Origin of the sequence: Arthrobacter sp. SLBN-53 (assembly GCF_006715585.1) — a bacterium.
GTDB classification, from domain to species: Bacteria; Actinomycetota; Actinomycetes; order Mycobacteriales; family Mycobacteriaceae; genus Mycobacterium; species Mycobacterium neoaurum_A.
The window spans coordinates 3,304,064-3,324,882 of the sequence record NZ_VFNN01000001.1; the positions used below are offsets into that span (position 1 = coordinate 3,304,064).

20 protein-coding genes are annotated in these 20,819 nt (G+C 65.2%); 10 read left to right on the forward strand and 10 right to left on the reverse strand.

Annotated features, from left to right (window positions below):
- Positions 1–6: 6 nt before the first annotated feature.
- From FBY28_RS15770 to FBY28_RS15780, 3 genes are all read right to left on the reverse strand, one after another.
- Positions 7–1,875, reverse strand: coding sequence for a cellulase family glycosylhydrolase (locus FBY28_RS15770; protein WP_141868261.1), 1,869 nt, complete (start codon positions 1,873–1,875; stop codon positions 7–9).
- 169 nt (positions 1,876–2,044) lie between these two features.
- Positions 2,045–3,670 carry a cellulase family glycosylhydrolase gene (locus FBY28_RS15775; RefSeq protein ID WP_160145495.1) on the reverse strand — a complete coding sequence of 542 codons (1,626 nt, stop codon included), beginning with the start codon at positions 3,668–3,670 and terminating at the stop codon, positions 2,045–2,047.
- Positions 3,671–4,234: 564 nt separating this feature from the next.
- On the reverse strand, positions 4,235–4,876 hold the full coding sequence (locus FBY28_RS15780) for a GNAT family N-acetyltransferase (RefSeq protein ID WP_216847736.1): 642 nt from the start codon (positions 4,874–4,876) through the stop codon (positions 4,235–4,237).
- Positions 4,877–5,068: 192 nt separating this feature from the next.
- Here FBY28_RS15780 and FBY28_RS15785 point away from each other — a divergent pair, with 192 nt between their 5' ends.
- Entirely contained in the window at positions 5,069–5,767 is a 699-nt protein-coding gene (locus FBY28_RS15785; RefSeq protein ID WP_141868265.1) for a HemK2/MTQ2 family protein methyltransferase, read from the forward strand.
- A complete protein-coding gene (locus FBY28_RS15790; RefSeq protein WP_141868268.1) occupies positions 5,764–6,006 on the forward strand; it encodes a CDGSH iron-sulfur domain-containing protein in 243 nt (80 codons plus the stop codon). Before FBY28_RS15785 ends, FBY28_RS15790 begins: the two co-directional genes overlap by 4 nt.
- 61 nt (positions 6,007–6,067) lie before the next feature.
- Here FBY28_RS15790 and FBY28_RS15795 read toward each other — a convergent pair whose 3' ends face one another.
- Genes FBY28_RS15795 through FBY28_RS15815 form a run of 5 tightly spaced genes read right to left on the reverse strand, consistent with a single transcriptional unit; the run spans position 6,068 to position 9,184 of the window.
- On the reverse strand, positions 6,068–7,117 hold the full coding sequence (locus FBY28_RS15795; protein WP_141868270.1) for an iron-containing redox enzyme family protein: 1,050 nt from the start codon (positions 7,115–7,117) through the stop codon (positions 6,068–6,070).
- Positions 7,118–8,185: a M42 family metallopeptidase gene (locus tag FBY28_RS15800; protein WP_141868272.1), complete on the reverse strand. Its 1,068-nt coding sequence runs from the start codon at positions 8,183–8,185 to the stop codon at positions 7,118–7,120.
- Positions 8,186–8,218: 33 nt separating this feature from the next.
- Positions 8,219–8,512: a DUF4235 domain-containing protein gene (locus FBY28_RS15805; RefSeq protein WP_141868274.1), complete on the reverse strand. Its 294-nt coding sequence runs from the start codon at positions 8,510–8,512 to the stop codon at positions 8,219–8,221.
- Positions 8,488–8,784, reverse strand: a complete 297-nt coding sequence (locus FBY28_RS15810; protein WP_160145496.1) for a DUF3618 domain-containing protein — start codon at positions 8,782–8,784, stop codon at positions 8,488–8,490. The genes FBY28_RS15805 and FBY28_RS15810 overlap by 25 nt, the downstream gene beginning before the upstream one ends.
- A gap of 1 nt (position 8,785) precedes the next feature.
- Positions 8,786–9,184, reverse strand: a complete 399-nt coding sequence (locus FBY28_RS15815; RefSeq protein WP_141868278.1) for a phage holin family protein — start codon at positions 9,182–9,184, stop codon at positions 8,786–8,788.
- A 201-nt stretch (positions 9,185–9,385) separates the two neighbouring features.
- On the opposite strand from FBY28_RS15815, the gene FBY28_RS15820 reads away from it, so the two are divergent.
- Genes FBY28_RS15820 through FBY28_RS15840 form a run of 5 tightly spaced genes read left to right on the forward strand, consistent with a single transcriptional unit; the run spans position 9,386 to position 14,027 of the window.
- Entirely contained in the window at positions 9,386–10,435 is a 1,050-nt protein-coding gene (locus FBY28_RS15820) for a glycosyltransferase family protein (protein ID WP_286178126.1), read from the forward strand.
- Positions 10,432–11,670 (forward strand): glycosyltransferase, encoded by a 1,239-nt coding sequence (locus FBY28_RS15825; protein ID WP_174241648.1) that lies wholly within the window; start codon positions 10,432–10,434, stop codon positions 11,668–11,670. Before FBY28_RS15820 ends, FBY28_RS15825 begins: the two co-directional genes overlap by 4 nt.
- Positions 11,588–12,505, forward strand: a complete 918-nt coding sequence (locus FBY28_RS15830; protein ID WP_141868282.1) for a glycosyltransferase — start codon at positions 11,588–11,590, stop codon at positions 12,503–12,505. The genes FBY28_RS15825 and FBY28_RS15830 overlap by 83 nt, the downstream gene beginning before the upstream one ends.
- The gene (locus tag FBY28_RS15835; protein WP_141868284.1) at positions 12,502–13,374 is read left to right on the forward strand and encodes a glycosyltransferase family 2 protein; all 873 of its coding nucleotides are present in this window, start codon (positions 12,502–12,504) and stop codon (positions 13,372–13,374) included. The genes FBY28_RS15830 and FBY28_RS15835 overlap by 4 nt, the downstream gene beginning before the upstream one ends.
- Positions 13,371–14,027, forward strand: coding sequence for a phosphodiesterase (locus tag FBY28_RS15840; protein ID WP_141868286.1), 657 nt, complete (start codon positions 13,371–13,373; stop codon positions 14,025–14,027). The genes FBY28_RS15835 and FBY28_RS15840 overlap by 4 nt, the downstream gene beginning before the upstream one ends.
- On the opposite strand, the gene FBY28_RS15845 is transcribed toward FBY28_RS15840, so the two are convergent.
- Together FBY28_RS15845 and FBY28_RS15850 are read right to left on the reverse strand one after the other, a co-directional pair.
- Positions 14,006–16,222, reverse strand: a complete 2,217-nt coding sequence (locus FBY28_RS15845) for a molybdopterin-dependent oxidoreductase (RefSeq protein ID WP_141868288.1) — start codon at positions 16,220–16,222, stop codon at positions 14,006–14,008. The genes FBY28_RS15840 and FBY28_RS15845 overlap by 22 nt on opposite strands.
- Positions 16,223–16,321: 99 nt before the next feature.
- Entirely contained in the window at positions 16,322–16,756 is a 435-nt protein-coding gene (locus FBY28_RS15850) for a hypothetical protein (protein ID WP_141868290.1), read from the reverse strand.
- Positions 16,757–17,480: 724 nt separating this feature from the next.
- Here FBY28_RS15850 and FBY28_RS15855 point away from each other — a divergent pair.
- The 3 genes from FBY28_RS15855 (at position 17,481) to FBY28_RS15865 (ending at position 20,817) form a co-directional block, all read left to right on the forward strand.
- On the forward strand, positions 17,481–18,212 hold the full coding sequence (locus tag FBY28_RS15855) for an MspA family porin (RefSeq protein ID WP_141870257.1): 732 nt from the start codon (positions 17,481–17,483) through the stop codon (positions 18,210–18,212).
- A 32-nt stretch (positions 18,213–18,244) separates the two neighbouring features.
- The gene (locus FBY28_RS15860; protein WP_216847738.1) at positions 18,245–19,387 is read left to right on the forward strand and encodes a hypothetical protein; all 1,143 of its coding nucleotides are present in this window, start codon (positions 18,245–18,247) and stop codon (positions 19,385–19,387) included.
- Positions 19,388–19,452: 65 nt separating this feature from the next.
- Entirely contained in the window at positions 19,453–20,817 is a 1,365-nt protein-coding gene (locus tag FBY28_RS15865) for a matrixin family metalloprotease (RefSeq protein WP_141868292.1), read from the forward strand.
- The last annotated feature ends 2 nt before the right edge of the window (positions 20,818–20,819 follow it).

Consider the following 20,819-nt stretch of genomic DNA (forward strand, 5'->3'; position numbering starts at 1 on the left):
ACCGCTTCACGCGGACGAGGGGGTCCGGGTGTCCGTGTTGTCTGCCGATTCCGCAGGTCGTTCGCTGTTCACCGTCGGATTTGACGCCTCGTCCGGAGTTGCCTCGCGCTCGCTGGTCTCGACATCACTCGCTGCCTCCTCGGCTGCTTCCTCTTCGGCCTCCGGGTCGACCCCGAACGGGCTGTCGGCACCGGTTTCGGGCTCGAACGTCTGAGGCGACGCCACACCGGGTTCGTCGGGCTCGACCGTCTCGAGGACGACGTTCCCCGATTCGGACGCCGGCTCCTCGATGTCGAGCTCGTCGGACCTCGGTGCGTCACTGTGATCAGCGACGGGTTCGACCTGTTCGGCGATGGCGGTGACCGACACCATCCGGGTTTCGCTGCGCGGGGATGCTGCGGGGGACGAACCGACCTCGGGTACCGGCGGCGCCGGTTCGTCGATACCCAAACAGCTCTCGACCCGGTCTACGACCCACGTGACGGCGTTACCGATGGCCTCGGCAATACCGCGCACGACCCTGGACGTCAGGTCGACCACTCCACCGATGACGTCGACCGCCACCCGGGCAACGGTTTTCACCACCCAGACGGTGGCGTCGATGATGGCGTCTGCCACCGCCAGACCGATATCGACCAGGCCGCTGATCGCCCGGCCCGAGGTCTCCACGATCCAGTTGACCGTGTTCCTGATGGCCTCGATGATCGGGTAGCCGGGGTCCAGACTGTCCAGGAAGTCGCGGATGACCTGCACAGCGGGCTTCTCGCTCCAGTCGGTGTACCAGATGCCGAAATTGTCTTGGTCGCTGGAACTTCCGCTGTTCAGGTCACGCGTGGAGTAGATGAAGATCGGTCCGGTACCGTTCTCGCGCTGCCAGCTTCGGAGGAAGTCTTCAAGGAACTCCGCCTGCTTGTCGGGCGAGTTGTACAGCCAAGGAGCGGAGGGATTGAGCGGGGTTGTCGGTAGGCCGTACTCACTGGCCCAGACCTTCAGGGCGCCGTCTCCGTATTGCTCCATGAGCGCGCGGATATCGCGCAGTTGCAGAATGGGTGAATCCGATTGGGTTGCACCCTCGGAGAAGGGGATGTCGTAGTGGTACGGGTGGAATGAGAACGCATCGAAGAAGCCGTGCGCGCCGTTGTCGTACATCCCCTGGAGAAAGTCGATGGGATTCATGGTGAAGTTGTTGCCGAGCGTGCGTCCGGATCCCAAAACCCCTGCAACCACGGTGATGTCATCATCGGGATCCAGTGGGTCATCATGTGCCTTGATGGCGGTGTAGGCGGCCTTGACCAGTTCGGTGTAACCCGCGGGGTCAACCGGATTGAGGAAGAAACGGCCGTTGGGTTCGTTCCACACCTCCAGCGCCGAGATCTTGCCGGCGTACCTCTCGGCGACGGCCCCGGCGAACGCGGCGAAAGCGCTGGACCGCGGCATACCGGACAGGGGGAGTGTGTCGGGATCGGCCTTGGCCCAGTTCGGGGTTTCGTGAAGCACCCCGAGCACCCCCATTCCGCGGCGGTGAGCCTCATTGATGACGTAGTCGGTATCGCCCCAGTAGAAGTTGCCATCTTCGGTCAGTTGGGTGCTGATCCAGGAGATCCCGATGCGGACGTTCTGAACCCCGAGGGACTGCATCATGTCGAGTTGTTTGTCGATGAGGGCGTGGTCGCCGAGCCGCACCAGGTTGGAGTCGGCTAGCCCGATGGTGGTGGGCATCTGGTCGATGGCGGCAACGAGATCGACAGACGCACCCGCCACACGCGACGCTGGGGCTCTGGGGTCAGCGCCGGTGCAGATGGTGGCCAGCACCACAGCCGAGGCAATGGTGACTGTGGTGCGTTGGCGAAGGGTCCGCAGACATGCCCTGTTCATGACGACTCCCCGCAAGCCGAAATCTGGTTGGCAGTTGCTCAGCCAGTTCTGACATTAGCTCCATACAGGTGCGAAAAATCGGCTTTGACATGGGAAGTTTAGGAATTTTGATGGTGCAGATAAGCCGGCCGGGGTGACGAGTGCGCCACCCCGGCCGGTATTGCCGTGCTTACTCGGTCGACCCGGCGTCCGAGCCCGTGGACCCGTTGACACTGGATCCGGACGAACCGGTGGTGGAACCGTCTGTTGTGGAGCTTGAGTCGGTAGCGGTCGAATCCGTTCCCGAACCCGACGAACGGGTGGTCGAGTCGTTCGTCGCCGTCTCTTGCCCGCCGGGGGTGTCGGTCGTGTCGGCGGTGTCCGGTTCAGACGTGGTCGTCCGTGAGGTGGTCGTCCGCGACGAGGTGCCCTCGGGTTCGGGCTGAGTCGCCTCGAGGACCGCCGCCCGCGACGAATCGGCGCTCTCCAGGGCGGGATCGGTTGCGCTGGTGGGCGCGTCGACCTCGTCATCGTCCGGTGCGGTGGCGGTGCGCAAGGCCGTGGTGGGTGCGGTTGTACCGGCGATGGACTGTGTCGTCGTGCCGGTGCTGTTCGGCTGGCCCCAGGTTGCTGCCCAGTTGGCCGCCGCTTCGGCCAGTGCTGCCTGCCAATTCGACATCGCCTCGGCCACCGGATCCGCCGGCGCCGGCTCCTCGACCACCGGAGCCTCCGGGGCCACCGGAGCGTCCGGCAATTCCTCCGGCGTCGGCAATTCATCCACCGGGATGCCATCTTCTGGAACAGGGCCGTTCTCGGCGATCCAGGCCTGGACCACGGTGGCGGCCTGCTTGGGTGTGTAGTCGTCGCGGAACAGGCCCCAGGTGTCCTCGACTTCGGTCGATCCGGAGTCCCTGTCGACCAGGGAATAGATGAATTGTGGTCCTACGCCGTCGAGTTCGGACCAGGTTGACATGAAATCGTCGATGAACTCGGCCTGCTGGGCCTCGGAGACATAGGAGGTCGGCAGACCGTATTCACTTGTCCACACCGTCTTGTCGCCGTCACCGTATTTCGCCATGAGGTCCTGCATGGCCTGCAACTGTCCGACCGCAGATATCTCGTTGCCGAAGCCGTCGCCGAACTTCCAATCGTAGTTGTACGGGTGATATGACAGCGCGTCGAAGTAGCCCGCCGCACCGGATTCGTACATCGTCGCTACGAAGTCCACGGGGTTGATGTTGATCCCACCCCAGCTGAGTCCGGCGGTGACCACTCCGCCGACGACGGTGCCGCTGGGGTCGACCTCCTTGACCGCGGTGTAACCGGCCTTCAACAGTTCGGTGTAGGCGGCCGGATCGGGGCGGGGACTCCAGAACACGAAACTCTGTGGCTCGTTCCAGATTTCGTATGCGGAAATGCGCGCGGTTTCGGGATCACCTGCGCCGGCGCCGTATCGTTCGGCCAGCGCGCCCATGAAGTCACCGAAGTCCTCCGGATCGCGCGGAGCCCCGTAGGCCGAGTCCTGGACATCCGATGCCCAGGTCGGGGTGCTCGTGACGGCACCCATCACCGCGATACCACGTTCGTATGCGGCGTCGACGACCTTGTCCACCTCGCTCCAGTTGTAGACCCCTGGTGCGGGCTCAACGGCCCGCCACGGCACGAAGATCCGAATTTGGGTGACGCCGAGGGACTCCATGGTGTCCAGTGCGACCTCCACCTCGGCCGGCGTCATGAAGTAGAGCTCGGATTCGGCGATGCCGACGGCGTTGGGAGAGGTATCGATGGCCGCGGCGAGCGCCACCTGGGCTGACACCTGCCGGACGTCCTGCGTCGGTGGGGGCGGCGCTGCGGTCTGGACCGACGCCCCGACCAGGATTACCGTAAACAATGGCGCTGCTACTGAGCAAAGTGGATTTGCTGCTCGCTGCCAGGGCCCCCACATGATGCCTTCTCCTTGCTCCAGATACCTGGTCTCATATGTTTGTGATGCGGATCACTCCGCCTGATATTGGAGAAGTACCCGTGCCATTTTGCGTCTAATCAAGGAAACCCGGAAAAGATGAAGAAGAAGTCCGCCTTCGGGACAGTTTCATGGACTTCAAGTGCACTTATATGCCCGTGAAGGCTTGCTCCGTGAATGGCGTGTAGCCAAAGTGGTGGCGGAGAGCGGCGGTCGAATTCCGCAGAAAAGTACCGATAGTGAAATTATCAAGATTGCAAATTGCGATGGGTGAACAATTGTTCCGAGAGTGCGATACCGCACGGAACCATATTTGCCAGAATTGCCGCCGCGGGCCGAAATGCCCAGTTGACCGGACGTGGGAGTGCTGCGGAGCTTCGCGGCCTGGCGATTCGGACAGTTGGCGAGTGGGGCTACCTATAAACCCAGCTGAGCGCGCACCGCGGTGACGCCCTCGAGCCGGATGTCGTCGCGCCGCTGGGCGCTCCACTGCGCGCTGTCCATGGCGAAGGACAGCATGGTGTCGGGGCTGTCGCGGCGCAGCGCCAGCTCGGCGCCGGTATAGGTGTAGGGCAGCGAGCGGGTCACGCCGAGCGATGCGGGGTTGTCATGCCATGCGCGGGTCGTCGCCCGTGCGCCGCCGAGGCCGGCGAACAGCAGGTGCAGCGCAGCGTGTCGCATCTCCAGGCCGAGTCCGCGACCTTGGAATTCGATGCCGAGCCAGGATCCCGTGCTGGCGGCCCGCAGGGTGGGGAAATGGGTGGCGGACAACGAGCACATCCCCACCAATCGACCGTCTCGATCCGACGCGGCCAGCACGATGTCCCAGTTGTCGGCGCAGGTGTCCGCTCGGCAACGCCAGTAGTACCGCATCGCGTTGCGCTGCAACAGGTTTCTCGGCGCGTCCGTCCATGGTTCGGAAAATGGCATGGTGCTCGGATCGTGGATGCCGCCGGCGGCCAGTTCGGCGAGCTCGAATCCGAGATCGTCGGTGACGTAGGCCAACGTGAGCTGCGGTGTCCGCACACGAAGGTCGAACAGTGGCCAGATCGCACTCATGAGTACATGTCATCGCGCGGTGGGGGCGCAGCGCAAGCTGATATCGAGGTGGGGGCAAGGGCACCGATGTTGGTCCTTGCGACGAAATGGGTATCCGCCGGGCGAGGCGCTGAAGAATGCGGCGTTTGACCTGGGACGGCAGAGGGCATCTCAGCCCGGCAGTGTTGACCCGTTGACCCGCGAGAGGCAAAGATGACTACCGCTTACCCGTTTGACGGCGACTCCCGACTGGTGACCATGGTGACCGACGGCGTCTACGCGCCGCAGGAGGATTCACGGTTACTGGTGGAAACCATGGACAAGAGCGGGCTCGCCCTGGGAAGCAGAGTGGCCGACCTATGTACCGGTAGCGGCGTCGCGGCTATCAATGCCGCGGCGCAGGGCGCCTCGAGCGTCTCGGCATTCGATATCTGCCCACGGGCGGTGCGCTGCGCTCGCGCAAATGCCGAGATCGTCGGTACGTCGGTCGACGTTCACCTGGGATCCTGGGCGCGCGCAGCAGAGTTCGGCCCGTACGACTTGGTGGTCTGCAATCCCCCCTATGTTCCCCACGACCCGTCGCTGAACGCGCTGCCCGCATCGGTCGGCCCCGCACGTGCCTGGGATGCCGGCGGCGACGGTCGGATGGTGCTGGATCCGCTGTGCGCTGCCGTACCCGACCTGTTGGCCGACGGTGGCAGCGTCCTGATCGTGCAGTCCGAGTTCGCGGAACCGCGACGTACATTGGAGGCCCTCTCGGCCGCGGGACTCGACGCCGATGTCGTGGCATGGGAATGGATTCCGTTCGGCCCGGTCCTGAGCGCCCGTGCCCAGTGGCTGGAAGATACGGGACGGTTGCAACCGGGTCGGCGTGAAGAGGAACTACTGGTGATCAGGGCCGACAAGCCATGAGTGACAAAGAGTTTCGCACCGTGCGGGCGGTGCGCGGCGGTCCGGTCCTGGTTCAAGGGCCGGTGTCGGTGGAACTCGCCGATGGCACGACCATCGAATCGGACCGATTCATGGTCGCGATATGTGCCTGTGGGCGAAGCAAGGACTATCCGCTGTGTGACACCAGCCACCGGCGACGCTGCCGCACGTCAGGGGCGAAAAAGGTGAAGGCAACGGAATCGCCTGCCGACAACAACTGACTGATAGATGAAGCGGGCCGGATTCATATCCGGCCCGCTTCTTTGGTAGTGCAGACCCTACTCAGTCGAGCGGGCGTCGCAGCGAGCTCTGGTTCTGGTCCCAGGATCGCAACATGTGATCGGCCAGTTTGTCCTCGACGAGGGCGTGGGCGCGGATTCCAAAAACGACATCGCGATCGAGATGGGGCTCGCGGGCCAGCAGGTCGCCCACCACATCGGTGCGCACGACCTGCTCGTGCACGGCATCGGCTTCGACGTGCTCGGCGTAGAACTCGACGCATTCCTGTGGGGCTGCCAATCTCTGCAGCGCATCGACCAGGCGGCGGGACCCGGGAGGCGAGGTGATCTCGGTGGAGGCGAAGTGCCCGACCGCCGCTCCCCGGTGCCGACGGTGCAAACCGAACAGTGACATGAGGTTCACGGCAGCGAGCGCCTCGGCCGGAACGATATCGATGTAGCCAAGGTACTCGGAATCCAGCTCCGCAGCGTCCATGAGATCTGCAAACAGCTGCTGATGAAGTCGAGTGCCGTTCCCCGCGCCGAACTCGTCGAATTCGACGGCGACGAACGCCGCCTTGGCCTGCCCGATGAGCCGCGGGATGGCCCAGGCGTGCGGATCGCCCTCCTTCAAGTGGTAGATCGAGCGGTGCACGAAGTACTCGCGCATCTGATCCCAGGTGCCCTTGTCTCGCAAATGGTACGAAAGCCCCTCGCCATCAACGGGTTCGACAGAGAGCGCATTCATTTCCGCAAGCGCGGTATCGTCTGGCCCGATGGGGCCGACCTCGCGCTGCACCTCGGCCAGAAACATGCTCTCCAATCGACCGCGCAAATGCAGCAGGCCGGCATCCCACTCCCAGCCGGGATCGACGCCGTCGAACCCCCGGTAGTGCAACTCGTAGCAGACGTACAACGCCAGGTGGAGATCGAGACCATAAGGGTCGGCATCTGCCAGCGAGGCCTCGACCCGTGACAGGTGGTTGACCGGCGCGCGCTCGTTGAGCAGTTCGATGACCGCCAGCGACAGCGGCCCCCGGGGCAGAGGAAGGAGAGGTTCGATACGGGGAGTTGCGAGGGTCACGCGAGGTGAATACCCCTTGTGACGTCGCATTCAATCGTCCAGTTGACGAATATCGACCTCGACCAGGAAGCTTTCCAGCACGCCGGCGGCGTCTCCGATGGCACCGTTCGCCATCACCTCATAGCCGTGCGTGCTGAGCGTCGGTAGACATAGCAGTGCTGCCCGCGGGCACAACCCGGAGGCCTTGCTGTGCGACGCGTCTGATTCGAACGCTCCGAGAACCGCGGGTTGCGGTGCGACTCCCGATCGCGCTGCGGCATCCATCAAACGATCCGCGGTGGGTCGGTCGTACACCGTCAAGGCGTCGCTGTAAGCGACGATCGGTCCGCCGTGCACTGAGGTCCCATATTCCTGCTCGGTGGGACCCACCTCGACGGCGATGGTCACCCCCTCGGGCAGCGTGCGAGCCGCGTACATCCCCCCGTTCGCGCCGACCTCTTCACCTGTGGTGAACACCAGGTAGACATCGGCGGGTAGCTCGATTTCACGAGCGCGCAGTCGCTGCGCCGTCTCCAACAGAACGGCGATCGCAGCACGATCGTCCAGGAAGTAGCTGCCGACGTAGCCGCCGAAGTACACCAGTTCGCGCTTGCTGCGGTGTACGCAGACACGGGTGCCGGCAGTGACTCCTGCCTCGGCGAGTTCGTCGGTGCTGCGGCCGGTGAACGCATACACGTGCGACCAGTCGAGCGCTTTGTCACCCTGATCGGGCTTGGTCTCCCAGATACGGTGACTCTCCTTCGTGGTGTGCTCGGAACCGAGCGTCAGTACCGCTGTCAGGGCCTCGTGTCGGCCCAGCACGGCGACCGGACCCAGTCCGAAGTTCCCGGGATACATGGTGCCCAGCGGCGACAGCCGCAGGGTTCCGTCCGGCTCCACCCGTTTGACGATCATCGACAACTCGTCCATGTGCGCCATCAGACGGACAGCCGGAGCATCGTGATCACCACTTCGGAGCAAGGCAATCACGTTTCCCGCGCCATCTACCCACACATCATCGGCAAAAGGAGCTACCTCGCGCCGACAGATCTCGCGCACCGCATCTTCCTGGCCCACCGGTCCGTAGGCTTCGACCAGTTCCTGCAACAGATCAGTCATGGCCCACACATCGGTGACGCATCGGGGACATCATCAGCCTCCAGGCCACTCGCCGGTCCACCGCTCGAACGCCCGGGCTCCCTGGCGGTCGATGATGGTCTTGACCACGGAGAAGATCGCGCCCTGCAGTGCGGCCGCCGCGATGATCTCCCGAAGCGGGTAGCTGCGTTCCAGCGGTGCCGGTGGGTCGTCGTGTGCTCCAGGTGAGGCGTGTTTCCAGACCTGTTTGAAGATGGCACCGGCGACCAGGCCGCCGATGAGTGAACTGGCCATTCCGACCGGGCGGTACATCATGCGCGCGGTCACGGACGGCTTGTTGTCCGGCATGGGATCTCCTCGGCTCGGCGGCGGCGACGCCAGATGACGACGCCCAGCAGCACAATGGTGGTAGCGAAGATGGTGGCGGCGATCGGGATGACGGCCTTGACCGAGCCGTCGGGTTCAGTGACGGCATCGGTGACGCGTTCCTTGACATCGAACTTCGCCCCTAGGGCCGCCACGGTGTCCGCAACCTGCTCTCTGGTCCGCTCGATGTCGTGTTCGATGGCCTCGATATCGGACTCCGCGCGGGGTTCGGGGCTGTGGTCGGGTCGGCTCATGTCAGCGCCCCCGTACCGCATCGACGTCAGCGCTGACGCTGCTGACCACCTCGTCAGCCGCCACCGGTGCCTGGGCCAGTTGCTTCTTGCCGATCATCGCGGCGATCGCGGCAGCCACGAACAACACCGCGGCCACGATCACCGCCGCCGCCCATACCGGTAGTACCAGCGCCAACGCCGAGACAGCCCCGGCGGTGAGGGCAAGCCAACCGCTGACAGCCAGCAGGCCGGCCGTACTGAACAGGCCCGCGCCGATGCCGGCCTTGGTGGCTCCGCGACGGAATTCCCATTGCGCCAACCGAAGCTCGTCGCGCACCAGACGAGATAGCTGCTCGGACAATTGGGTGATCAATTCCGGAACGGATGCCTGGTGGGTCGGCGGGGTGTCGACGTTCGTCATCACTGGTCCGATCTCTCAAGGGAAATGTGGACGAAGCAGGCATTACCTGGTGTGCGGGACCCTAAACAACGCGTCTGGTTTCACCGGGCTGCGGCCGGGTATCCGCACCCGCCCTCCTCAAGAAAATCGGGACGGTGGCCGTAGAGGCCTGCCCGGTAGCCGTGTCAATGTGTCAGGAGCGTGATGATCAAAGTCGCGTCCGTGCCCGCGTCGCACGTGTACGTGCGCCATCTTTCTCAGCCGGGGGGCTTGGATACCGTTGCGCGCCTGAAGGATCCGGTACCCGATGACCGGCGCAAGGTCCCCGGTGGGTGGTGGCCGCCGGTGATCCTACAACCTGGCTGGATCGAAGCCAATCATGACCGCTTCGACGTGTTTCACGTGCACTTCGGCTTCGATACGATCCCTGCACGCGAACTCGTCGAGGTCGTCGAACAGCTGCGTAGACACCGTAAGCCGCTCGTATACACGGTGCACGACCTGCGCAACCCGCATCACAGCGACCTCTCGCCGCATCGCGAGCAACAGGACGTTCTGGCGACGGCGGCAGATTGGCTGCTCACCTTGACCCCCGGCGCCGCCGATACGGTGGAGCGCAGGTGGGGTCGGTCCGCGCAGGTGCTCCCGCACCCACATGTGTTGTCCAGCAACCGTATCCAGCGACCGCGGTCACAGCGCCCGGAGTTCAGGGTCGGCATGCACGTGAAGAGCCTGCGCGCCAACATGGATCCGCTCGCGATTCTGGATACGCTGGTGGAGACGGTCGCCGAGTTGCCCGGCGGGGTCGTCCAGATCAACGCGCACGACGAGATCTTCGATCCCGACAGTTACTGGTACGCACCCGAGGTGGGGCAGTCGCTGCTGGATTACCGCCGATATGGCCACGTGCGGGTGGTAGTGCATCCCTATTACAGCGACGCCGAGTTGTGGGACTATCTGGAGTCTCTCGATGTATCGGTCCTGCCATACCGATTCGGTACCCACTCGGGTTGGTTGGAAGCGTGTCATGACCTGGGAACGCAGGTGGTGGCGCCCAGCTGTGGTTTCTACGGACAACAGCGTGCCTGCCAGGTCTTCGAGTTCTCTGAGGATCGATTCGATGCCGACTCACTGCACCAGGCGGTGACGCATGCGTATCGGGACTGGGTGAGCGATCCCGGCCACCGTCGGGTGACGTGGGCCGAGCGCCGCCGTGAACGCGTCGACATCGCCGATGCACACGCACGGGTGTATCAGGAGGTGCTTACGTGACGGTATCGCGACGTATCGCACTGATCGCCTCGAATCGCCACCCCATTCGGCAGCCGTTCGCCGGCGGTCTGGAAACCCACGTATGGCATCTGGCGCGTGCGCTGGTGCAGCGCGGCCATCACGTGTCGCTTTTCGCGGGTACCGGTTCCGACACCGGTCTGGCCTGTGAATCGTTGCGGGTGCACGAAATGACCCTCTCCTCCGCTGCGCAGGCCGATGTGTCCATGCCGGCCGCATCTTTCATGGCAGATCACCATGCCTACCTGTCACTCATGCTCGATCTCGCCCGCGGCGACTCCGAGCAGTACGACATCGTGCACAACCACAGCCTGCATCACCTTCCGGTGGCGATGGCACCGATGCTGTCCATCCCGATGTTGACCACCGTCCACACCCCACCCACCCCGTGGCTGGAATCTGCATTGGCCGCAAGCAAGGGCGAAGGAAGCCGCATCGCCGCGGTGAGTCGGCACACCGCCGCCGCATGGCGACACGTGTCCGAGGACATCCGTGTCGTCCCGAACGGGGTGGACACCACGGCGTGGCGGTTGGGAACCGGGGGGCACGAGCTTGTCTGGTTCGGCAGGATCACTCCTGAAAAGGGAACCCACCTCGCCATCGCGGCAGCACGGAAGGCCGCCCGGCCATTGCTGATCGCCGGCCCCATCTCGGATCCCCGCTACTACGAACGTGCCGTGGAGCCCGAGCTCGACGGCCGGATCCGGCACGTCGGGCATCTGGCCAACGCCGAGCTCGTGGCACTGGTCGGGGCGGCTGCGGCGGTGCTGGTGACCCCGATGTGGGCCGAACCCTACGGACTGGTGGTGGCCGAGTCGATGTCCTGTGGCACACCGGTCGTCGCGTTCGACCGTGGTGGTATCGGTGAAATGCTCGATCCGCGAGCAGGCCGGCTGGTGCCTCCCGGTGACGTCGCCGCGATGGCAGCTGCCATCCCGGATGCAGTCGACCTGCCACGTGAACAGGTGCGGTCCCACGCCGTGCGGTGCTGTTCGGAAGATGCGATGGTGCGGACCTACCTGTCGCTGTACACAGACATGCTCACCACGACGGGGGATGCGGACGATGATCGGCTATTACGTGCACCATCAGGGCTACGGACACCTGGCGCGGGCGATGAGTATCACCGAGCGGATGACTCGACCGGTCACGGTACTCACCAGCCGAGAGGTGCCGCGGGACAACCCGTTCACGAATGTGATCGCGCTTCCGCGTGATGACAGCGATGCCACGGTGCACGAGCCCACCGCGCACGGTGCGCTGCATTGGGCCCCCCACCTCGACACCGGCTACAACGCCAGGATGAACGCCATCGCCGAGTGGGTACGCGATGCCCGACCGGAAGCCCTGGTGGTCGACGTCTCGGTGGAGGTGGCGACCTTCGCGCGCCTGCTGGGGATACCGGTGGTGGTGATCGCGCTACCCGGTAACCGCACCGACGCCCCACACGTCCTGGTGCACACCCTCGCCGACCGGATCATCGCGGCGTGGCCTCGTGAGCTCCGAATTCCCGAATGGCTTCGGCCCCACGACCACAAGACCGTCTATGTCGGCGGTATCAGCCGATTCGACGGTCGCCGGGCTCCCGCCCGTACCGCTCCGGGAAACGTCGTGGTGCTTTCCGGCACCGGCGGCGCTGACTCAGCGCAGATCACGGGAGCCGAATCCGCCGACTGGACGTGGCTGGGCGGGCAGCACGGGGAGTGGATATCCGACCCGTGGCCGCACCTGGCCGGGGCAGATCTCATCATCACCCATGCCGGGCAGAACAGCATCGCCGATACGGCCGCGGCGGGTCGTCCGGCGATCGTGATTCCCCAGCGGCGCCCATTCGATGAACAACACTCCACCGCAACGGTATTGGATAGGCATGGTCTGGCGACCATCGCGTTCCAGTGGCCGACTCCCGAGGGTTGGGGCGAGCTGATCCGGCGCGCGCACGGGATCGGCGGCGAGCAGTGGCAACGCTGGCGTGTACACGGGGCAGCTGGTCGCGCGGCCGCCGCGATCGAGGAGACGGCGCGGGCATGCCGGGGCGTGGTGTCGGCATGAGAACCGCGGTCATCACCACCGTCCACGGGCGGGGCGCGCATCTGCAACGCCAACGAGACGGGTTGGCGGCCGGTTCGGTACGGCCCGATCTGCACGTCGTGGTCGCGATGGATGATCCCGACATGCACTCCTGGCTCGAAGGCGAGACGCTGGCCACCGCCGTGGTCGAGTGCGCCGTCGGAGCTGGCGGCCTTCCGCTGGCACGAGCCAGGAACCTCGGCGCAGCAGCAGCTTTGGCCGACGGGGCGCAGCTGCTCATCTTCCTGGACGTCGACTGCATACCCGCCACCACGATGGTGCAGCGCTACCGTGACGTGGGCAAAACACCGTCACACCGCGACGCGTTGCTGTGCGGTCCGGTCGCCTACCTTCCGTCCCCGGGGCCGGCCGGCTACCCGGAGACCGGTCTGGACCGATTGGCCAACCCGCATCCAGCGCGGCCCGCGCCGCAGGCGGATACCGTGCTATCCGGCAGCGATCACCGGCTGTTCTGGTCACTGTCCTTTGCCGTCACCGCACCCACCTGGGGCGTCATCGGCGGATTCTGTGAGGACTACTGCGGCTATGGCGGTGAAGACACCGATTTCGCCCAGACCGCTGCCGCACTCGATGTGCCGTTACGGTGGATCGGGGGCGCCGAGGCGTTCCATCAGTATCACCCCGTCAGCGATCCACCCGTCGAGCATGTGCGCGATATCGTCCGCAACGCCCGAATCTTCCAGCGGCGGTGGGGCTGGCTACCGATGGGCGGCTGGTTGGACCAGTTCGAGTCGCGAGGTCTGATCACACGGGACGCTGCCGGCCGTCCGTCGCTCACCGGCGACGAGTCCTGTTTGGTGCGGTCGACGGCGGGCACCCCGGCGACATGAAGGCTTCAGAGCTGACGACCGCGCCGTTCCGCGCGGGTGCCGCGCTGCGGGACGCCCGGCTGTTTCATCCGAGCGGTGCGCTGGTGCAGGGACGGGTCACGAGGACCGCCGAACCCGGGAAAGGCCTGCCCATTGGCGACGGCCAGGTGATCGGGCGGATGTCCAAGGGCATCGGGACACCGGCCGGATTGCCGGATTTCGCGGGTCTGGCTTTCCGGTCGCACTCGGACGGGAAGCCATGGGATGTGCTGATGGTGTCATCGGCGACCAGGGTGGTGCTGATACCGGCGACATCGTGGTCGACAGCGACCTTCTCCACGCTGATGCCCTTCGGATATCGGGACAAGATCTATTGGCTGCGTGCAGAGCTGGTGTCGCCCAACGACTTTGCCGGACTGGATGTCGCAGAGATCCGCCGCCGACTGCCCGAGCAGTCGCTGGTGATCAGCATCGAACAGGCCGAGGGCTCGGGAAAATTCGGTCCGCTGGCGATACTGGAGTTCGATCGCGACCTCGACGATGCCTGGCCGGAGGGCGTCGCTTTCGATCCCACACTCGATCACGCCGACGGAGTGACATTGCTTCCCGAATGGCTCACGGCGTTACGCCGCCGCGCCTATCGTGGCAGTCGTCAGGGCCGAGACGCTGAGTAGCGGGCCGGACTCTCGGCGGGTTGCCGGACCGGCTCCAAGCGCACCGCCACACCGTTGAGCACCGACATACCCGCCAAAGCCTCCAGATCTTCGGGCCGGTTGGAGGTCAGTTCGTTGACGTTCACGCCGGGATGGGCGTTCGCCAGCCGCCAGCCGCCGCCATGATGTCCCCATCCCTGCGGGATGGCGATGGTGCCCGGCCCGAGATCATCGGTGACCAGGACCTCCAGTTCGACGGCACCGGTTGCCGAAACGACGCGTACCCGACCGCCGTCGACAAGACCGGCCGCCGCCGCATCGGAGGGATTGACCCTCGCGCGCTGGGTGCGGTTACCTTTCATCAGGATCGGGCTGTTGTGCATCCAGCTGTTCTGGGATCGCAGTTCCCGTATCCCGATGGCCAGCAGCGGGAAGTCCACGGTGGTGCCGGGCGCCGTCCCGAGCCGAGCCACCTCGTTGACGATCTGGGGCGGTGCCAGATCGACCTTGCCGCCGGGGTGGGTGACCGCCTCGGCGAGCACACCGTGCGGTGCGTGCTCGGCCAACACGACACCATGCGGGTGTGCGCGCAACCGAGCCGGATTGAGGCCGCCGCGGCGCAGCCCGAACCTGTCACCGTAGGGGCCGACGCGCAGCAGCGTATGCATCATGCGTTGCGGGGTGATGCGCACACCGCGGCCTCGCAGCCACCGCAACACCGGGTTCAGTGGAGCGAGGGCGCCGGTGGCGAAGAGCGACAGCCCCATTCGTTCGGCCAGATCCTCGAAGACCTCCCATTCGGGGCGTGCCTGCCCGTATGCGGGCACCACCGGTTCGGCGGCCTGCAGGAATACTGTGGGACAGCAGGCCGCGTACGCCATCGGGAGGTCGTCGCGCTCCAGAAACGTGGTGGCGGGCAGGATGTAGTCGGCGTGCCGGTTGGTCTCGTTGACATACAGGTCGAGGGACACCAGCAGATCCAATTCCCCCAGCGCGGACTCCAGGGCGGCGCTGTTGGGCACCGACAGCACGGGATTACCCGCGAGCACGAAAAGGGCTCGCAGTTGTCCTTTTCCGCCGGTGGTGATCTCATCGGCCATCAGCGCAGCCGGGAACGAGCCGAAGACATCCGGGAACCCGCCGATGCGCGACGTCTTGGTGTTGTAGCTGAACGCGCCGGACTTTTCCCCGAACTGCTCGACCGGGATCACCTGATGTGACATCAGGGCACCGCCGGGGCGATCCAGATTGCCTGTCGCGGTGTTCAGCGCGTCGATCAGAAAACTGACGAGGGTTCCGTGATGGCCGAGGCATGCACCGGTTCGCCCGTACGCCACCGCGGTGCGGGCGGTGGCGAAGTCGCGGGCCAGTGCGCGGACGGTCGCCGCCGGGATACCCGTGCGGACGGCGGTGTCCTCGGGCGGGAAGTCCGCACAGAGGGTGCGCAAGGTCTCTGCACCGATGGTGTGTGCCTTCAGCGCCGCGCTGTCTTGAAGATTCTCGGCGAACACCACGTGCAGCAGCGAGAGCATCAACCAGGCATCCGAATCGGGGCGGACCGCGACATGTTCGTAGACCGCCGCCGTCTCGGTGCGGCGCGGATCGACGACGATGACGCGCCCGCCGCGCTTGACGATGCCGGCGAGGTCATCCTTGACACGCGGCGCACGTAACGCGCTGCCATGGGAGACAAGCGGATTGGCACCCAGCATGAACAGGAAGTCGGTGCGCGGAAGGTCGGGGAACGGGATCTGGGTGGCGGCACCGTAGAGCAGCTTGCTGGCGACGTAGCGGCTGTTGATGTCCTGCGATCCCGCCGAGTACAGATGGCCGGCCCCGATCCGCTTCATGAACAGTCCCGACCACAGGCTGGCCGCGTACCCGAATGCGGAGGGGTTCCCGAGGTACTCGCCGACAGCGTCGCCACCGTGCTCGGCGAGCACCATGGACAACCGGGTGGCGATGTCATCGAGTGCCTCGTCCCAGCCGACGGTCGCGAAGCTGCCGTCGGGCCGGCGCCGAAGGGGGTGCAACACCCGGTCGGGATCGTTCTGGACGTCGCTGAACGCGATCCCCTTGGGGCAGGCGCGCCCCTGCGAGAGCGGGTGGTCCTTGTCGGGCCTGAGTGAGAGCAGACGGCCGTCCTCGACGGTGGCGATCAGACCGCACAGCGGTTCGCAGATGCGGCAATAGGTGATCTTCTTCTCGGCGGTCACGCTGTCCTCCTCGGTCGCGGACTTCCGCGAGGTGTGCTGGCCGTCACAGTAGGCGGCCGGTGAGGAGGCGAGCAAGCTTCAACGTGGATGTCAGAGATGTCAGAGCACTGTGCCGCTGATTCGCCAAACTCCGTCGTCCTTTTTGAAGACAATCTCGCTACTGATGTTGGTGGTGTGGTTGCGCTCAGATGAATGTCGCGGGTCGGCGAATGATGTGACCAGATAGCCGATGGCTGTCGTCTCGCCGACCGCTTCGACGGTGAACCTCTCGACAGCTGCGGGGCCGTGCGCTTCGGCAGCGACCCGTATCGGGGAGATGATGTCGTATGGCAGATCGGCTTTCATCGGGCCGACTGTCAAGCTCTCAAGGATTTTTCGGTCGTGGCCGTTGACTGCGGTTACGTAGTCCTCGACCACCTGTAGCAACGAACTATGCGCTCTGCGTTCAGCGCGCTCGGTCACAATGTCCGCGTACAGCCAGTATGTGCAAGCGCCGACAAGCGTAGCGATCAATGCTATGGCGACCAGATGCAAGACGTCCTCCCGTTCTTCGAGTCGTATTCGCCGGCAAACGGCGAGCCGACAGAGCAATTCATCTCAACAGGGAGGTCTGCGTATGGCGGTGAGGAGTTCGGGCGGTCGCCAGAACCGCGGACGGCCAAACGCCGTGTCGCCGACTGCGTGACTGAAGCTGGTTCACCGACTAAAAGCTGTCGATCCGGTCTGCGCGCGTCACCGATCGTCAGCACTCCACTTCCTATGGCGAGCGGTCCACGGAACACGCGCCTGCCGAGCCCCTCTGTGGCAGAACCGGCCAGCACTCGGACGTGAACCCGTCTTCCGAGGAGTTCCGTCTCGTGAACGCTCATTGTGCGCACCCACAGGGCATGCACCGGCCCGGACCTGTCGACGGTGGATGCGGCGCCGCCCATGTAGACGCCCCGAGTCCGTGAGCTCCGACGTCTTCGATCGCCAAGACCGATCCGTCCGGTGTCACCCGTGCGTCGCAGAGCAGTGTGTTCATGGTCGTGGCCCCCCGACCTCGTCGCCCCCATGCCTGGTTGGCACATGAATTGCCGTAGTCGACTGACCCACATTTACCTGATTAACACGTCACTCGCAATACGACGTGTGCCTCGCCACGGGCGCTTGACACGCCAGTCAGTTATATGTGAGCGTGACGCTGCGCACGTGTTGAGCTGGGCTGCGGGGGTACCGGGCCGTGTGTAGCAAACGGGGGGTTTGTTGCGTGGTGGCGATGGTTGGTGCCGGTGGTCGGTGCCGTCGCGGGGTGTGGGCGGGTGCGGTGTGCGCGGGTGTGGCGCTGTGGGGTGCGCCGCAGGTGGGTGCGGCGCCGCAGGTGATGCCGGATCGGTGGACGCAGTTTGTCACCGATGACGGGTGGGTGGTGGATGTGAACTCCACCCATGAGGTGATCGACCATATCGACAACTTGGCGGGGGCCTCGAATTCGTGGCAGGCGCGGGTGAGTTTGCGTGCCGAGGCCCGTATCAGCGGGACCGGTGGCACTCCGATTCAGGATGCGCAGTTGGAGGCCGGGTACTTCGTGGGGTGCCGTACTGATTCCTCGGCGGGGGTGGAGGTCGGTGGGGATCTGGGCGTGGACCTCAATCAGCAGGTCGGGGCCGGGGTGTATGGCGGTGGTTTCGGTGAGGGCCAGGGCGGTGCTGGTGGCGGCGGTGGTGGCGGTGGCGGTTTTGCCGGTGCGCAGGCCAACGCGTCGGTCGGGGCGACCGAACATATCGGCGGCTATATCCGGGTGTTGCTCAAACCCGGTGGGCATGTGCAGGTTCCGTTGGATCGGATCAGTCTGCGCAACATGGGCGCGGTGTCGAATCTTCGTGAGCAGAACATTGTCGCCGATGGGTGCGGTGGCCAGGTCAAGATCCAGTCCTACACCACCATTCGGGTGCGCACCGATAACGGCAATGACACCCAAACCCTCTACGGCGAGCCGAAGGACCTGTGATGAACGGGTGTGCACGCTCACTGTTGGTCGCGGTGAGCAACGTTTCGGTCGCAGTGGTCGTGATGGCCGGTGTGTGTGCCGCGCTGGCCGTGCCGGTGTCGGCGGCTGACCCGCCGCCGCCGGTGCAACCCGCAACGCCACGCCCGATGCCTGCCGATCCTGGGCGTATCAATCCGATTGGCGGGGCGCGGGTTTCCTCTACGACACCGCAGGGGGAGACCGCGGGGTTGGAGCCGGCGCTGGCCGCCCAAGCCGAGCGTGGTGAGGCGACCGTGCCGATGTGGGCCAAGGATGGCATCTTCGTCCCGACGCTGCACCCCAACCGGCACCTGGTGCTGCATCTACCCGGTGAGCTGGGGTTGGGGCCGGCGGCCTGGACCGGTGACGGTGGTGGGATCTATGGCAGCAATGACCTTGAGTTCCTCGTGCGCCCGGTCACCGGCGGCGGTGTTGATGTCACCATCACCCGCAAGACGGTGTTCGCGTCCTCGACGATTGCATTCGGGGTGAAACTGCCGGCGGGAACGCATCTGCGCCAAGGTGACAATGTCGTCTTGGTCGAAACCGATGCCAGCCCGGGACGGCCAGCCGCGGTGATCGGGACGTTCAGCGTGCCGGCGGCCCACGACCGTGATCAGAGACCGCTTCCCGTGACGCCGGCTCTGGGTCCGGGATTTGCGCTCGGACAGTCCGACCTGACCATCGATGTGGGACAGGCCAATATCTTTGCCTTCCCGGTACAGATCATGCTGTCCTACCGGGCCTCCGATATCGCCACCACCGGAGCGCCGAGACCGAACTGGGCCGGCATACCCCCGGCCGCCACAGATGCTGTGACGACGGGCGTGCCAGACACCGCCCCCGATGTGCTGCCACCGGCCGCATCGGGGGTGGCCTGCCCGGCCGGCATCAACGACTACCGCAGCCCAGACGGCAGGGTCGCCGACTTCGCCGCCGCGTGCGCGGCGTTGCAGCAATGCGCGGCCACCGCACCGGAGCAGACCTCGCTGACCGCCTGCCAAAACCGGCTACTGGGGCACATGTCGATCGCGTGCGTCAGTACCTTCGGCCAAACCGGACCCGACTACCAAGCCTGCACCCACACCGCCGAAACCGCCGTCACCGCAGCCAAAACCACCATGACCACCCCCACCCGAGACGGTGCCGGCTCGTGACAGGCACACCACACACACCGCCGCCCCACACGGCTGCGCGGCGAGCGTTGGCATACATCGCGATCGTGGCCGTGCTGGTTGCCGGGGCCTTGACGCACACGACAGACACCGGCGTGTCACACCCACGCGTTCTCGGCCTACCCGGTGCCACCGCTGAGCCCACCGGTCCTGGCGGGCCCACCGGCCCAGGCCCTGGCAACGGAACCGGCGGCGGAAGCCAGTTCCAACCCCCCGGCCTACCCCAAGGCGGACCCGGCTACAGCGGCGGCAACTACCCAGCCCCACCGCAAGGCAACGGCATCGACATCAACAACCCCTCCGCCGCACCCGAATACAGCCAAGCCCCCCAATACCCACAACAACAGAACGACCCGTCACGACAACCACCCGTGCACGGCACCCAACCGCCTGATTACGACGCACCACGGCAACAGGCGCCGTCGGCCACCGAGCAGGCGCCGCGGTCAGAGCAAACGGCACCGGAACAGGCTGACCAGCGACGAGGGCCACAGCAGCAGGCTGATCAGCGGTCGGCCGACCGGAACGCCGACAACGATTGCATACTGAACACCTCAGCGGTGACCAACGGGCAAGTGGTGTATTCAGCCAGTCCGGAACTGACTACGGCGGCAAGCCAAGCCGCCCAGTCCTGGGTTGACGCGGGCTCAGTTCCGATCGATGAGGCAGGCGCTTCGATACCGACGCCGACGGTGGTGATCGAGGTCTCCCGCGATCCCACGGTGGGCATCGCCGAATACACCTCTGGCAGCGATACCGCTCCTGCACGGATACGGGTCAACCCGGACAACCTGTCCGCGACCGAGTTGATGTCGGTGTTGGCCCACGAACTCGGCCACGCACTCGGTCTGGCGCACTCTGAGGATCCTGCGGCATTGATGAACCCCGGCGGGCAACCCCAAGGCGGCCCGCAAGCCTCCGATGTCGCGGCGCTGCAACAGGCCTGTACAAGTGGACCGAAGACCCCTGACGTGTCCGAACAACAGACTTGGGGAGCCTGTGGGCGCACCTCACCGGAAGACAAGACTGTGCGCATCTTCGCCCGCGCCCCCATCAATACCCCCGGCCACGCCATGGTCGAAGGCACCTCCACCCTGTACTGCGGCAATCTCAAAAGCGGATACCGCCACATCGCCGACGGCCACGACTTCGACTGGGGTCAGATTGACGGCCGATACAATTGGCGTGACAACGCTGATCACAGCATCGAGGTGGCCTTGCAGCACCCGATGACCGTCTGCTATGCAGAGTCCAACGGAACGTTCGTCATCGGCTACCTGCTCTTCGAGAAGAACATCCTCAAAGGCGGACAATTGACCGGGAAGACGCTGTGGGCGACCGTCGTCATTGACGGCGGCGGCGGCAAGATCATCACCGCTTACCCCTCGTCGACCCCGAGGGGGTGCGCATAGAC

Coding starts and splice junctions, on each gene's coding strand:
- FBY28_RS15805 (WP_141868274.1), bottom strand. CDS start 8,512: ATGCCGGACAACAAGCCGTCCGTGACCGCGCGCATGATGTACCGCCCG.
- FBY28_RS15800 (WP_141868272.1), bottom strand. CDS start 8,185: ATGACTGATCTGTTGCAGGAACTGGTCGAAGCCTACGGACCGGTGGGC.
- FBY28_RS15835 (WP_141868284.1), top strand. CDS start 12,502: ATGAGAACCGCGGTCATCACCACCGTCCACGGGCGGGGCGCGCATCTG.
- FBY28_RS15785 (WP_141868265.1), top strand. CDS start 5,069: ATGACTACCGCTTACCCGTTTGACGGCGACTCCCGACTGGTGACCATG.
- FBY28_RS15770 (WP_141868261.1), bottom strand. CDS start 1,875: ATGAACAGGGCATGTCTGCGGACCCTTCGCCAACGCACCACAGTCACC.
- FBY28_RS15855 (WP_141870257.1), top strand. CDS start 17,481: ATGGTTGGTGCCGGTGGTCGGTGCCGTCGCGGGGTGTGGGCGGGTGCG.
- FBY28_RS15830 (WP_141868282.1), top strand. CDS start 11,588: ATGACTCGACCGGTCACGGTACTCACCAGCCGAGAGGTGCCGCGGGAC.
- FBY28_RS15795 (WP_141868270.1), bottom strand. CDS start 7,117: ATGCGACGTCACAAGGGGTATTCACCTCGCGTGACCCTCGCAACTCCC.
- FBY28_RS15780 (WP_216847736.1), bottom strand. CDS start 4,876: ATGAGTGCGATCTGGCCACTGTTCGACCTTCGTGTGCGGACACCGCAG.
- FBY28_RS15840 (WP_141868286.1), top strand. CDS start 13,371: ATGAAGGCTTCAGAGCTGACGACCGCGCCGTTCCGCGCGGGTGCCGCG.
- FBY28_RS15790 (WP_141868268.1), top strand. CDS start 5,764: ATGAGTGACAAAGAGTTTCGCACCGTGCGGGCGGTGCGCGGCGGTCCG.
- FBY28_RS15815 (WP_141868278.1), bottom strand. CDS start 9,184: ATGACGAACGTCGACACCCCGCCGACCCACCAGGCATCCGTTCCGGAA.
- FBY28_RS15810 (WP_160145496.1), bottom strand. CDS start 8,784: ATGAGCCGACCCGACCACAGCCCCGAACCCCGCGCGGAGTCCGATATC.